Here is a 13,692-nt window from a genome sequence, read left to right as displayed (position 1 = left end):
CTCACACGAAGTGAGGTCTTTCGATGTTGGCACACGGATGTGCCGAACTTAATCGAACATCTGCCCGACCTCTCCTCGTTCCGCTTCAATCAACAACCTATGATGAGTTATTTTAAAGAAAAACTGTTAAAAACAACAATCTTTGAGAAAAGAGCCTAAGGTAACGAAGAAGTCGTTATGGAGACTCTTGCCGTAAAGAATAATTGCCCTTAATCAAGAAAACTGTTGAAAAACTTTTTTTGTTTAATTGTATAAACAAAAACAGCTGTTCCAATCGCGTTCTAAACGATGGAACAGCTGTTTTTTTATTATTTCTTCACTTTGATTTCCTCATTTTCCAAAACAATATTAATTGTTTTCACTTCAGGTTCATCAAGGATCAAGTCGGCAATCTTATCTTCAAGATGCTCTTGGATCACTCGGCGGAGAGGACGGGCACCAAATGCCGGATGGTATCCAAGCTCCGCTAATTTTTCCTTGGCTGCATCATCAATTTGGAATGTAATTCCTTGTTCTTCTGTTGTCGCCAATAAATCATTAAGCAAGATATCTACGATTTTAAGCAAATCTTCTTTTTCCAATGATTTGAATTCAATGATGCTGTCAAATCGGTTCAGGAACTCTGGCTTGAAGAAGCTGCCGAGCGAATCCAGGATGCTGGTTTCTTTAATGGCATTATTTTTTTCAAAACCAACCTGAATATTTTTTTCGGAAGTTCCTGCATTGCTCGTCATAATGATGACGGTCTCCTTGAAGCTAACTGTTCGTCCTTGGCTGTCCGTTAACCGGCCATCCTCCAGGATTTGCAGGAACATATGCTGAACATCTGGATGTGCTTTTTCAATTTCATCCAATAAGATAATGGAATAAGGGTTTCTTCGCACTTTTTCTGTTAGCTGTCCAGCTTCTTCATGTCCGACATATCCTGGTGGTGAGCCAATCAGTTTGGAAATGCTATGCTTCTCCATGAATTCACTCATATCCAGCCTGATCATGCTATCTTCAGTTCCAAATAATTCTTTAGCCAACGTTTTTGTCAATTCTGTTTTACCTACACCGGTTGGTCCGACGAACAGGAACGAGCCGATAGGGCGATATTTGGATTTTAGGCCAGCACGACTCCTGCGAATCGCTTTGCTCACTTTTTCCACTGCTTCTTTTTGGCCAATCACGTTTTTGGCCAAGTTCATGCCAAGGTTTTTCATTTTTTGCTGTTCTGTGTCTTGAATTTTACCAACAGGGATCCCTGTTTTCTTTTCAATGATCTTCTGAATATCCTCTACTTTAACAGCAGGAGCTGAAAGGCTTTCTTCATTTTTCAAGGACTTAAGAATCTTTTCCTCCTCATCCCTCAATGCAGCGGCGAGCTCATAATCTTCTTCCTTAAGTGAAGCTTCTTTTTCCTTCGCAATCTGGATTAGCCTTTCTTCAGCTTTTTCAGTTGATGGAGCATCGATGGATAAATTTAATTTGGCACCTGCTTCATCCATTAAGTCAATCGCTTTATCTGGCAGGTATCGGTCCTGGATATATCTATGGGAAAGGTTTACGCATGCTTTCAGCACCTCATCTGAATATAAAATGCCGTGGAATTTTTCATATTTATCTTTGATGCCTTTCAAAATTTCTAATGCCTCTTCAACTGTAGGCTCATGAACTTGAACCGGCTGGAATCTTCGCTCCAAGGCAGCATCCTTTTCAATCTGACGATATTCTTTAAGTGTCGTTGCTCCAATGACCTGTAGTTCACCGCGGGCTAGGGCAGGCTTCAGGATGTTCCCTGCATCCATGGAGCCTTCCGCTGATCCTGCACCGACTAATAAGTGAATTTCATCAACGAAAAGAATAACGTTTTTTCTGGCTTTCAGTTCTTGGATAAGCTGTTTCATTCGTTCTTCGAATTGGCCCCTGATACCGGTATTCGCTACTAAAGAGGCAACATCCAATAGATAGACTTCCTTATTGAGAAGCTTCTTAGGTACTTGGTTTTCTGCAATTTTCAATGCCAATCCTTCTGCTATCGCTGTTTTCCCTACTCCAGGCTCACCAATGAGAACTGGGTTATTTTTGTTTCTGCGATTTAGGATTTCAATGACTCTGCTGACTTCATCCTCGCGGCCGATGACGGGGTCAATGATTCCTGCTTTGGCTAACTGTGTCAAATTCTTTCCGAATTGATCGAGAAATCCATTTCCGCCGCGGGAGGCATCGCCTTGTGATTTTTGTCTGTCTGCCTGTGGTGTACCAGAATTCATATTCTTAAAGAATTCATCCATGTGATTGAATCCCGGGTATTGATTGATAGGTGTATTCCCCAGACCATTGGTAATCTTTTGGCGTTCTTCGGTATAACACGTTTTGCATAAATGCACGTGTTCAGTATGGCCATTTATTTGAAGATGCAATTGAATATTTGCTTGGTTTTCATGACATTTTTGACATAACATGAGACATTCCTCCTCAGTTATAAAATTGAATGTTTTGATGTTGACTAACTTTGACTTATTGATTATAGGATAATACGAAGGTCATAAAATCTCAAATGATTTGTTTGTCTTTGACTATATTTGACCTTCTGTACTCTTATTATAATTTGACCTTTTTTGACTTTCAAGTGTTTTCTATAATTTTTTTTACTTCTTAAATGGACAACTTGTACATATGGATGAAGTAGGGAGATGAGGTGAAGCAAACATGAAAGATTGGATCAGGTCCATACAAATTGCAGCAGTCTATGTCGGGACAGTTGTGGGCGCAGGTTTTGCAACTGGGAAAGAGATTGTTGAATTTTTTTCTAGATTTGGATTCATCGGATTCATCGGGATCCTGATGGCAGGCTATTTATTCATCATGCTTGGGACAAAGTTGATGGAAAAATCCATAGATATACAAGCGAAATCATATGTGGAGTTTAATACATATTTATTTGGACCATTCTTTTCTCGTGTGATGAATGTGTTGATGATGTTCATGCTTTTAGGGGTTTGCTCTGTGATGATTTCAGGGGCTGGAGCGCTGTTTGAGGAACAGCTGGGGATATCCAAATTCATTGGTGTCTTGATTACAACCGGATTGGCATTTATCGTGATTTCGATGGGCGTTAATGGTTTATTTGCCGTCAATTCCTTTGTGGTGCCATTGATGGTTTTCTTTAATTTTTATTTAATGTTCCATTCCGTCCAAAGAGGTGATTTCGGTGATTTCTTTTTACATATCCCTCATGCAGGGGATGGGTGGAAATCCGTTGTGGCACCTTTTTCGTATACGGCTTTGAATTTATCCTTGGCACAAGCTGTTCTGGTACCTGTCGCAGTCGAGGTCAATAATAAAAAGGTGGTACGGTGGGGAGGAATTATCGGGGGATTGATATTGACTTTAATCCTGATTTCCAGCCATTTTACATTGGTGATGCTCCCGGATTTGACCTCTTATGATATCCCAATGGCCATCATCATGAAGAAATTCGCATCTGAAATATACATTCTTTATATATTGATAATTTATGGAGAGATATTTACTTCGGTGATCGGCAATATTTACGGATTGGAAAAACAACTGCAAGGATATTGGAATATCAACAGTATTTGGCTGTATGGAGTAATCTTATGTTTGACCTCTTCATTAAGCATGATCAATTATGGGACGTTATTAGCATATTTGTACCCATTGTTTGGCTATATCAGTCTACTGTTTGTGGTATTGCTTTGGATGAAACCGATCAAGGAGAGAAGAATTTAAAAAAATAGCTTTGTTTAAACACCGCTGTTGATTTCCGTGCAAGTCCTCGCTTTCCTATGGGCATCACACGAAGTGAGGTCGTTCGATGTTGGCACAGGAAAAGGAATGCTTAGAAAGCGACGCATCGCACGAAAAGTAAAAAAAGAATCGAGAAGAAATTTTTCTCGATTCCTTTTTATTGCGATTGAGGCTGCCAGAAAGGGAACACCCTTTTTGGCATTACTTGCTTGCTGTCGGCATGATGGTTTCGGCCATTTTAAGCAATGCATCTTCGTAATTTTGATCCTTTTTATTAAAGATGGTCAGTTTGACCGTAGCTTCATCCTGATTGATCAAGTACGAGGTTACAACATCAGTATCATTTTGCGCTTGAAGGATGGTTGCATCCTTTAGCCAGTCTTGGTCTGCAGGTGGATCAAGTTTTTTTACATCGCTATTGACAGCGCCTAACTGGGATTTGGTATTTTCCACAATGGTATTCTGATCAGCATCATTTGGGAGCATTTCAATTCGCATGAAGATTTGATCGTTTTCTTTTAAATATAAACTGTCTTTATGAGGTTCTTCTGCAGTTAATTCGAACTCCGGCAGTACGTATAAAGAAAAGTCCTGGTTGTCGCTTTGCGTTAGCGTGGCTTTTTCTTCCTTATTTTTACCATCATTCATATAAGATAATGTTTTTTCCAATTCCCGTTTTTGGTCTGTTGATGTTTGATCTGCTGTAGTGGTGCTGTTTTCTTTTGATTGTTCAGTCGATGCAGTGGTGTCATTGCTGCCCGAGCCATCAACATTCTTATTCGATTGCTCCGCTGTTCCACACCCTGCCAACAGGAATACCCCTACAATCCCTGGCAGAATCGGTTTAATCCAATTTTTCAATATGTTCAGCCCCTTTTATGTCATTTCCCGTTTTTCAATTTCCAACGTAAATCGTACGGGTTGTCTATTTACTATTGTAGACGAAATTCAGAAAAGATGGCTATAAAATTAGAAAAATAATCAAACTGACCTAATATTTTTCCAAAAATAAATTTATTTGTTTTTATGCTGGAGTTGAGTGGGAAAATGGATTCATTCCCCAATTTCAATGTTTAGAGAAGGGAGTAATTCCTGAAATTTGGTTCAAAATATGAATCAGGACATATTCTTGGAGGGGAAAAATGACAAAGTCAAAGCATGAAAAGGAACGCCAATGGAATGTGAGAAAACAGGATCAGCATCCACATGGCAAGGTCTCTTCAAAAAAAGAGCTGGCTGATGGCCAAAGTAATAATCGTGTACAATAATTAGGAGCCGCACATAAAAAAGTGCGGCTCTTCCATGTGAACATGCTATTGATCATTGGCCATCGACACTTCGCAAGAATTTGCCAGGCTTCTGATATGTTTGTCCAAAAATAAAATATCCAACTTTTGAAGAGCATCATAATTAATTCCTTCCAATATATAATCTTTATATTCCCAAATGATTGTTTTGACTTCTCTATTATTTGTTGCGGCTATATGGTCAAGCGCCTTAATGATTTCTGTCATGATGGATATGTCATTTTTCCCATAATACCTTAGCTGAAAAAAGCTTTTATAAAGATAATCATGAAAAGAAGGCTGTTCCATGACCAATCTGACTTCATTTTTATCATCAAGAATATAATCTCCAGGAATGTCTTTCCTGCCGAGTTGGGAAAGGAGGATGCCGATCTGTTCGATGCAGTCGATGGCGGTATTAGGATCATTGATTGCAGGGGAAATGGCTCTTAACGCCACCTCTGTCAATTTTCGGATTCCTAAATCGATATCTTCGATCGGTTCTTTATCCGGACCAAAGGTAATGAACTTTAAGTATTTCTCACCTCTTATTCCATGCGAATGACAGTGAACTTCGAAAAGCGGTGTTTCCTGTACCACGTATTGCCCGGAGGTCTTCAGCATCTTGATACAGCATTGATCTCTTTGGGCTTGAGCGGTCAATCCATGAATATTGACTTGTTGGAAAAAACCTTCATTTTTCGCTTTTATCACTACTTTAACTGGATAGCGTGCAAGTAGTTCTTCCTCATTGTATTCTTTCTTATCATTGGATTCTTTTTTCATTAGAAAGCTTGTCTCGATTTTTTCATTGGTTTTAGTCGTTATATTATGAATTAAATGACTGACCTTTACCCAATTTGCAACATGCTGAACAAAATACACAAATACAAATAGGCATATAATGGCCACCATTGCCGCGAATATAGGTGAAATATATAATTCTTGCTGCTTTTCTCCTTTTAGGAGAACCAATAACGTAATGTTATACACATATCCCGATACAAAGATGGCTAAAACGTTTTGGGTTGGACGGTCATTGATTAAATTTTGAACGGTCCTTGGAGAATATTGTGATAAAAACGTTGTAAGAACAACCATGATGGAGGAGAATGTGATGGTTGTCATCGTCAGGATGGATGAAGAAATGGTGCTGATTATAGTTGATGCTAAGCTGAAATTAGTCATGAAAAATGAAGGGAATATCTTGGATTTAGCATTTACATACAGAAAATCCAAAAGGAATGTACTGTATGCCAGTATGATTGCTGCAATCGTATAGATGGTTGGCAAGAACCAAAAATTTTTTCTAGCTTTTTTCCAAAAGTGTGTGTTGATCATAATCGCCCTCCTAAATCCCTAATATAGAGTTTTCCTATTAGGAGGACTTTTAAACCAATCATAAAAATCCGGACCCTAAATTAAGGGCCCGGATTTGTTGTTAATGCTTCTTAAGCGTTTACATTCAATTTAATTATTTTATAATTTTTATGGTTAACGACTGTTTTTTCTTCAAGCTCTAGGTCTCGATAATTTTCCATATAGGTGAGATCGACGATCACGGAATTTTCATTTACTTTCTCTACGATTCCATGCAGACCACCTTTAAACTCGATCACATTCCCCACTTCTGCTTTTTTCACTTGTAGCTCTCCCCTTTTCCATTCTTTACTAATAGTTTGCACTAATTTTTTGTATTCGTAAAGTTATTTTCTATATTTTTAGAAAACTTTACATCGAATTTATTCAGTACTGGGTTATAGTATAATGATTGAAGTAGATCAGGTTGAAGGAGTGAAGGAGATGGACACGTTGGAACAATATAGAGAGCAATTGGATAAGCTGCAAAATGGGGACCTTGACAAATTATACATCAGCAAAGAAGAGTTTTTGCCATTTCGGCAGTTATTAGTGGCGCGTCCAGATTTTAAGCATTTTTTCGGCATAGCACAAAGAGGCGGCGGAGTCATCTACACATATATGCCTGAGCCAAGAAGTTAATACTTTATAATCGCCCCCGATTGTCTAACTATTCAATATGAATGCATCACTAAAATTTGTAATTTAATCATTACGATAATGTAAAAAAGAACCTTTTTTTGCCGATATACAATATACAATAGAAAAAATTTCTATCATGAGCTCAAAAGTTGATGTATCAATTTTCGCAGCTTTTTTGTTTTCGCTAGAAATTATTACCTGCTGAAATTATGATTGCCCGTTGTTATGGTATGTGGTGTAAGTCATTGCAAGGAGGTAAATAATGAGAAAACAAAAGACAGTAAAATCTTTCGTTATAGCTACTCTTTTAGGTGCTGGTTTATTCACCTTCCATCATGGGCAAGCGGATGCTGCTCAATCAAACTATACGGTAAAAAAAGGCGATAGCCTTTGGAAAATCGGAAAGAAATATGGTGTTCCTGCTAAGGAACTGAAATCTGTGAATAATCTTGATAATTCAATGATATACCCAAATGAAACTTTAAAATTACCGAGCCAGGTCTCTGAAGCAGATAAAGAATTACTGGCTAAATTGGTAACAGCAGAAGCAAAGGGAGAACCTTATGCTGGTCAGGTTGCGGTTGCGACTGTCGTGTTGAATAGGGTGGATTCAGATCAATTCCCTGATTCAATTCATTCCGTCATTTATCAGGATATCAATGGACATTACGCGTTCTCACCTGTTGAAAACGGACAAATAAACCAACCTGCTAAACCTTCGGCTGTAAAAGCTGTCGATGAAGCATTGAAATTCCGCGGCAAAGGAAATGGGTCTCTTTTCTTCTATAATCCAGAAACAAGTACGAGTAAGTGGATTTTCTCAACACAAGAGACAGTAACGATCGGTCATCACCGTTTTGCTAAATAGATAAATAAAGATTAAAAAGAGGTGGGAAAATTGAAACTCCACTTAGCTATCCTGATTGAAGAGAAACGGGGAGAAATGATCGAATCCGGTTTGATCAACGGTTTTTCAAATCAAGATACAGTTAAGCTGAGTCAGGAATTGGATGAATTATTGAACGTTCATTATCAAATAGACGATGGACTTATTCCTGATCCCACCTCATTCATTAAAGAACCTTGATTGGAAGAGGCTGTCCGAGTTGGGCAGCCTCTTTAAGTTTGAAGACAAAAAAGAGAATCGTGAATGTAATCTCGGACCATTTTATGGTTTTTCTGAGACAAAAGATAGATTGAAGTTGATTTCCGCAGAAGGATGCTCGCTTTCCGAGGGGCCTCACACGAAGTGAGGTTGTTCGATGTTGGCACACGACGTGCCGAACTTAATCGAACATCCGCCCAACCCCTTCTCTCCGCTGCGGGGTCTGGCACCTTCTGCTCCAATCAACAACCATTAATGAATTTCCATCAAAAAACATTAAAAAATAAATAGATTTCAGACAGCCCGCTAAGTAAATTAAACTACGCTAATAAGCAAAAACACTTGTTTAATAGAAAAGTCAATTTCTTAGAATTTGTCTAGAGCCAGTTGGCTGCCGAAATAGGCAGTTTTTTTTGTAAATCTGATTGAAATGCCCCAAAATGTGTTAAATATAAGGAGAGAGGATGTGAAAAAATGTTCAATCAGAAAATAGTAGTCGTCACTGGCGGTGCACAAGGAATAGGAAAAGGTATTGCTAAAGCTTTTGCACAGGCGGATGGTACCGTCATTTTTATTGATCGGAATTTGGATGAAGGGAACAAAACCCTAGATGAACTAAAACAGCAGAAATTGAATGTTCAATTTGTACAAGCCGACCTTTCCAGACTCGATGAAGCATCAAAAGTAATGAAAAGTATTGCGGATGAATACGGAAAAATTGATATTTTGATCAACAATGCCGGCGCATCTAAGTTTCAATCCATTTGGGAAGTGACAGAAGTGGATTGGAACGAAATAATCAACAACAACTTAAGCAGTGTCTTTTACTGCTCCCGCGAAGCTGCGAAATATATGAAAGAAACAGGTGGAACGATTGTGAATGTTGCCTCGACCAGAGCGTTTCAATCAGAGGCAAATACGGAGGCGTATTCTGCTTCAAAAGGCGGTATTTCATCATTGACTCATGCTTTGGCCATAACGCTTGGCAACTATGGCATTCGCGTCAATGCAATCAGCCCTGGCTGGATTGAAACGAGCAGCTATGAAGAATTACGTGAAGTTGATCACGGACAGCATCCCGCAAATAGAGTCGGTAAGCCTGAAGATGTAGCAAAGGCTTGCCTATATTTAGCCGATCCGGCAAACGACTTCGTTACAGGCATCAATTTGGTTGTAGATGGAGGAATGACAAGAAAAATGATCTATGAACATTGAGGTATTATTTTTCTTTTTTTTTCATAAATCAGGGATATATGAAATACACCTCTTAATATAATGAAGTATGATATTAGGAGGTGAAATATGGGGATTAAATTAATCAAGATTTCATCTGTTTACTTTGGTTTAGGCGTTTTGCTTGGGTATTATATGTCAACTGTCCATTCATATGATTTGACTCCTGTCCATGTTCATATCAATCTTCTGGGATGGACGGCGCTGACGCTTGCAGGGTTGATCTACCATCAATTTCCATACTTAACAGAGTCGCCGCTGGCAAAATGGCATTTTTGGCTTCATAATATAGGTCTCCCGGTAATGATGGCCGCCCTAGCAGGATACTTGTTATCAGACAAGGATGTCTACGTTGTTGGAATCGCGGCTGGTGCCACCATCACAGCATTGGGTGTACTGATTTTTGTATTCCATATCCTTAAAAACTTAAAATCATAATAAATATAGACGAGGTCTGTTCCGAAGTGCATGGCGCATTCGGATCAGGACTCGTCTATTTTTTTTTTCGAGAATGATTTCAATTCGCGTACGATATCTTCAGCAAGATTGTCATCTCCAAACGAAGATACGCCATAAATGAAATCGGTGGCACTTTGTCTTTTCCATTTTAGTTTTCCAACGAATTCGATTGCTTTTTCGTTGATTACAAAAGTGATATGCAGGTGCAAATCCGTTCGTTCCACTGGAATATTCAACTTGGACCGAAATTTAATCCCCTTCGGACTGAGGTCTATAATCTCCATATTCCCTTCTTTTGTTTCTATTAGCTCTTTATCCTTTTCGATGAAAAGCCTGAAAGAGCCTTGAATGGGAGATGTAAAAGAATACCGGAACGGTTCTTTCCGCTTAAATTGCATCGTTGATCCCTCTTTTATATGAGTGGTATTTTCCAAAATATTGAATAAATAATAGATTTTTTTAAATAATTATTATATTGTTATTATACTGAAAAAAAGAGGGGATGTTAAGAAATGATGGGGCTGGAAAGAGAGATAGAGCGATTAAAGAATGAAATGAATCGAGTCATGGTAGGTCGTGAGAATGATATTGAACTATTGGTGATAGGTTTATTGCAAGGGGGGCATTTGCTTTTGGAAAGTGTTCCGGGAACAGGCAAGACATTGCTTGCAAAAACATTTGCAAGGTGCATCAAATCACAGTTTAGAAGAATTCAATTCACCCCCGATGTACTGCCGAGCGATATAACCGGTATCCAGTACTTCAATCCGCAGACGAAGGACTTTCAGCTCAGGCCCGGTCCGGTCATGACAAATATCCTTTTGGCGGACGAAATCAATCGTGCAACTCCCCGCACTCAATCCAGCCTGCTGGAAGTGATGGAAGAAAGACAGGTGACGATAGACGGGGAAACATTGAAGATGGAAGAACCTTTCATGGTCATTGCCACCCAAAATCCGGTTGAATCCCAGCAAGGGACGTTTCCTCTCCCTGCAGCCCAGCTGGATCGCTTCTTTATGAAAATAAGTATCCCATTCCCTAGTTTTCAAGAAGAGAAGGAAATATTAAAGAGATTTCGATCAGAAAACCCTCTTGAGGCAATAAACGAAGTATTGACGGTGGAACAAATAAATGAACTGAAAACGAAGGTTAAGCAGGTAATTGTTTCAGAAGACATTGAAAACTACATATTATACATCGTCCAGTCTACAAGGGATCATCCAGCCCTTGAACTCGGAGTAAGCTCAAGGGCCGCCCTTGCTCTCGTAAAAGCGGCTCAAGGTGCTGCTTTTATTCGAGGCAGGAATTATGTGATCCCTGAGGATGTGAAAAGTCTTGCACCTAATGTCCTCGTTCATAGGCTGCATTTAACACCAGAATCATCGCTCACAAGGTCAACCGATGAAATTTTCAAAGAAATTTTAAATAGTGTGGATGCACCCGTAGAATCGGGGGCATAACGGGGATGTGGAAAACGGATATCATTGACGGACAATTGTCAAGGACCAGGATTGTATTCATCATTTTTGCCATCATGGCTTTTTTTCTATATCAGTATTTACTGTTGGCGGTGTTTTGTCTTTTCTTGCTATTTTTTCATTTGAGTATTTTTTATTTAAAAAGCATACACAAGAGCCTGACTCTAATAAATGAAATGAAGAGTATCAGGGTCTTTCCTGGAGAGCAGACAAGCTGGAAACTTTCATTTAGAAATGGGCTCATCCCCATCTTTAAAGGCAGCTTGACCATTGCATTCGATGCCAATATTCAGCCTACAGGTACGGAATTCACGGTTCATTCCGATTTGGCTGAAGTCAGTATCCCATTTGCTGTCTTTCCCAACGAAGAGAAAGAAGTGACGATACCTATAGAAACAGTGAAAAGAGGTCTAGCAAGAATCAGAAAAATTGAATTGATGATTCCAAGTCTTTTTGGCAGTGAAACGGCTATTTTGGAATTCAATGAGATATTCAAACAGGAAATCATCGTGTATCCCCTACAAAGGGAAGTCAATGGGGATGTGGAGAATGAGCGGATGGTTACAGGCTTTCACCCATCCCCACAATCTTTATTTTCTGATCCTTTGCAGACGATCGGGACAAGAGAGTATAGAAGCGGGGATGGATTTCAAAACATTCATTGGAAAGCTACTGCAAGGACAAATGAATTGCAGACGAAAATCTTTGAAAAAACAACTGAAATGTCCTGGATCATTGTGCTCAATGTAATAGATAGGCATTCAGTCGTCGCTGATTTGGAGGAGATGATCGAACAGGCAGCTTTTCTTGTAAATACTGCATTCATAAAGGAGATTCCATTTTCACTATTGGTGAATCTCCGTTCGTTTGGAGATAATCCTTATTTTTTGCTTCCGCTGGGAGAAGGGCCGAAACAAAGGCAAAAGGCCATGGAAATGCTTGCAGTTATTTCTGTGGATTCTTTCCCATTTCCTTTTAGCAGCATGCTTTTTCATGAGAACAAAAAAAATCATAGGGTTTCAACGATCATCATTTTAGGTGAAATCCCTTCGGACGCCAACGCCGTAATCCAACTGTTTATGAAAAAAGGAATCAGGCCGACTCAAGTAAAAGGGAATACGGTAAAAGGAGTTGACCGACTTTGGATATCGTAAAAAATACCAGGAGCCGCGAGCTCATAGTCCGGGTGATGTTTAAAATCACAGCTGAAACCATTCTGCTGCTCTTGTTTTTGATGCCGTTTCTCTTTATCAACAAGCATGAATATATGGCTGCGCCGATCTTGCTATCCGTCAGCATAAGCGTATTGGCGATGCTGTTGCTGCTGACCAGGATAAATAAGCCAAGCATCCTTCTTATCTCGATTCCATTGCAGGCTGCAGCCGGAATGGCTATGGGAATAGACTGGTGGATTATTTTGGCCGTTTCTTTATTTATGTATGCCCGGTTGAAAACGATTGTACAGGATTCATTATTTGAATTGGATTCAACCACTGTTTTATATACTGCTTTGTTCATGGGCATATGCGAGTACTTTTTGTCAAAGGGATTCAGTCCGAGTGGAGAAGATTGGATTCTGATGCTTCTTTTGCTCCAGGTCTTCGTGTATACATATGGTTCCTTCATGGAAAAGTGGATATCCGGCCCTGATCAGAGTAAACCCTTTGGACCCTTCATTCTGCAAAGCCTTGCTTTTATTGGAATCTTTCTGTCTATAGTCTTTGGTGTCATATACTTCAGTCAATATTTCCATAATGGCGTAAACGGCCTCTTAATACTCATAATCCGAGTGTTATCTTTTGCTACTATTCCGATCATTGAATGGGTCATTGATAAATTACTATCAAAAGGGTGGTCTAAAAAACTAGAGAAAGCCATCCAAGATGATTCAACAGACAAAAACAATCAAGAACATGAAGTGTTTCAAAATGCATCAAATGGTGAGTGGCTTGAGGTGTTCTTTGTGTTGCTGGTGATCGCGGTTGTCATCATTACTGTATATAAATATCGACATTGGAAGTTCGAGATTTCAAACACAATTAGTCCAAATGATGAGTTTCCGACACTTTCAAAGAAATTAAAAAATACTTTCTTTCAAGAAAAAATCAATCGCTATCACTATTCCAAAGCTGAAAATAAAGTCAGGCAAATGGCCTTGAAAATGAATAAGCTTGCTGCCAACAAAAGCATTAAGAAGAAAAAGAATGAAACATTCAGAGATTGGGTATTGAACAATAGACTGCATTTTCCCGAATATTCCTTGAGGATTTACGAAAGGGTCAGGTATGGTCATGAAACAATAACAAAAGATGAGTTAGTTCAATTTGAAACTTCCATCAAAAGTCTGAAAGAAGAGATCAAGAAAAGAAAATAG

The 13,692-nt window shown here is 39.1% G+C and carries 15 protein-coding genes; 10 read left to right on the top strand and 5 right to left on the bottom strand.

Annotated features, from left to right (window positions below):
- Window positions 1–308 precede the first annotated feature (308 nt).
- Complete coding sequence (locus D9X91_RS02765; protein WP_121679046.1) at window positions 309–2,447, bottom strand: ATP-dependent Clp protease ATP-binding subunit; 2,139 nt, start codon at window positions 2,445–2,447, stop codon at window positions 309–311.
- Between the two features lie 247 nt (window positions 2,448–2,694).
- Between D9X91_RS02765 and D9X91_RS02760 the strand changes: the two genes are divergently transcribed.
- Window positions 2,695–3,738, top strand: a complete 1,044-nt coding sequence (locus D9X91_RS02760) for a YkvI family membrane protein (RefSeq protein WP_121679045.1) — start codon at window positions 2,695–2,697, stop codon at window positions 3,736–3,738.
- Between the two features lie 219 nt (window positions 3,739–3,957).
- On the opposite strand, the gene D9X91_RS02755 is transcribed toward D9X91_RS02760, so the two are convergent.
- The gene (locus D9X91_RS02755) at window positions 3,958–4,617 is read right to left on the bottom strand and encodes a hypothetical protein (protein WP_121679044.1); all 660 of its coding nucleotides are present in this window, start codon (window positions 4,615–4,617) and stop codon (window positions 3,958–3,960) included.
- 281 nt (window positions 4,618–4,898) lie between these two features.
- Between D9X91_RS02755 and D9X91_RS22805 the strand changes: the two genes are divergently transcribed.
- A complete protein-coding gene (locus D9X91_RS22805; RefSeq protein WP_233569493.1) occupies window positions 4,899–5,024 on the top strand; it encodes a DUF6254 family protein in 126 nt (41 codons plus the stop codon).
- A 45-nt stretch (window positions 5,025–5,069) separates the two neighbouring features.
- Here the strand turns inward: D9X91_RS22805 and D9X91_RS02750 are convergent, their stop codons facing one another.
- A complete protein-coding gene (locus D9X91_RS02750) occupies window positions 5,070–6,383 on the bottom strand; it encodes a DUF2254 domain-containing protein (RefSeq protein ID WP_121679043.1) in 1,314 nt (437 codons plus the stop codon).
- A gap of 110 nt (window positions 6,384–6,493) precedes the next feature.
- Window positions 6,494–6,685 (bottom strand): YkvS family protein, encoded by a 192-nt coding sequence (locus D9X91_RS02745; protein WP_121679042.1) that lies wholly within the window; start codon window positions 6,683–6,685, stop codon window positions 6,494–6,496.
- A 124-nt stretch (window positions 6,686–6,809) separates the two neighbouring features.
- On the opposite strand from D9X91_RS02745, the gene D9X91_RS02740 reads away from it, so the two are divergent.
- The 5 genes from D9X91_RS02740 to D9X91_RS02720 all read left to right on the top strand — a co-directional run bounded on the left by D9X91_RS02740 (window position 6,810) and on the right by D9X91_RS02720 (window position 9,819).
- Window positions 6,810–7,043 (top strand): DEAD/DEAH box helicase family protein, encoded by a 234-nt coding sequence (locus D9X91_RS02740; RefSeq protein WP_325050491.1) that lies wholly within the window; start codon window positions 6,810–6,812, stop codon window positions 7,041–7,043.
- 262 nt (window positions 7,044–7,305) lie between these two features.
- The gene (locus D9X91_RS02735) at window positions 7,306–7,911 is read left to right on the top strand and encodes a cell wall hydrolase (protein ID WP_121679041.1); all 606 of its coding nucleotides are present in this window, start codon (window positions 7,306–7,308) and stop codon (window positions 7,909–7,911) included.
- 30 nt (window positions 7,912–7,941) lie between these two features.
- Window positions 7,942–8,130, top strand: a complete 189-nt coding sequence (locus D9X91_RS02730) for an aspartyl-phosphate phosphatase Spo0E family protein (RefSeq protein WP_233569487.1) — start codon at window positions 7,942–7,944, stop codon at window positions 8,128–8,130.
- A 492-nt stretch (window positions 8,131–8,622) separates the two neighbouring features.
- Window positions 8,623–9,363 (top strand): glucose 1-dehydrogenase, encoded by a 741-nt coding sequence (locus D9X91_RS02725; RefSeq protein WP_121679040.1) that lies wholly within the window; start codon window positions 8,623–8,625, stop codon window positions 9,361–9,363.
- 87 nt (window positions 9,364–9,450) lie between these two features.
- The gene (locus tag D9X91_RS02720) at window positions 9,451–9,819 is read left to right on the top strand and encodes a cbb3-type cytochrome c oxidase subunit I (protein WP_121679039.1); all 369 of its coding nucleotides are present in this window, start codon (window positions 9,451–9,453) and stop codon (window positions 9,817–9,819) included.
- 44 nt (window positions 9,820–9,863) lie between these two features.
- Here D9X91_RS02720 and D9X91_RS02715 read toward each other — a convergent pair whose 3' ends face one another.
- Window positions 9,864–10,238 (bottom strand): PilZ domain-containing protein, encoded by a 375-nt coding sequence (locus D9X91_RS02715; RefSeq protein WP_121679038.1) that lies wholly within the window; start codon window positions 10,236–10,238, stop codon window positions 9,864–9,866.
- A gap of 117 nt (window positions 10,239–10,355) precedes the next feature.
- On the opposite strand from D9X91_RS02715, the gene D9X91_RS02710 reads away from it, so the two are divergent.
- Genes D9X91_RS02710 through D9X91_RS02700 form a run of 3 tightly spaced genes read left to right on the top strand, consistent with a single transcriptional unit; the run spans window position 10,356 to window position 13,692 of the window.
- Window positions 10,356–11,300, top strand: a complete 945-nt coding sequence (locus D9X91_RS02710; RefSeq protein ID WP_121679465.1) for an AAA family ATPase — start codon at window positions 10,356–10,358, stop codon at window positions 11,298–11,300.
- Window positions 11,301–11,305: 5 nt separating this feature from the next.
- Entirely contained in the window at window positions 11,306–12,472 is a 1,167-nt protein-coding gene (locus tag D9X91_RS02705) for a DUF58 domain-containing protein (protein ID WP_121679037.1), read from the top strand.
- Window positions 12,460–13,692 (top strand): hypothetical protein, encoded by a 1,233-nt coding sequence (locus D9X91_RS02700; RefSeq protein WP_121679036.1) that lies wholly within the window; start codon window positions 12,460–12,462, stop codon window positions 13,690–13,692. The genes D9X91_RS02705 and D9X91_RS02700 overlap by 13 nt, the downstream gene beginning before the upstream one ends.

It is taken from the genome of Falsibacillus albus, from assembly GCF_003668575.1.
Lineage (GTDB): Bacteria > Bacillota > Bacilli > Bacillales > DSM-25281 > Falsibacillus > Falsibacillus albus.
Note: the sequence above shows the minus strand (reverse complement) of the source record. Positions and strands in the feature narration are given on the sequence as shown.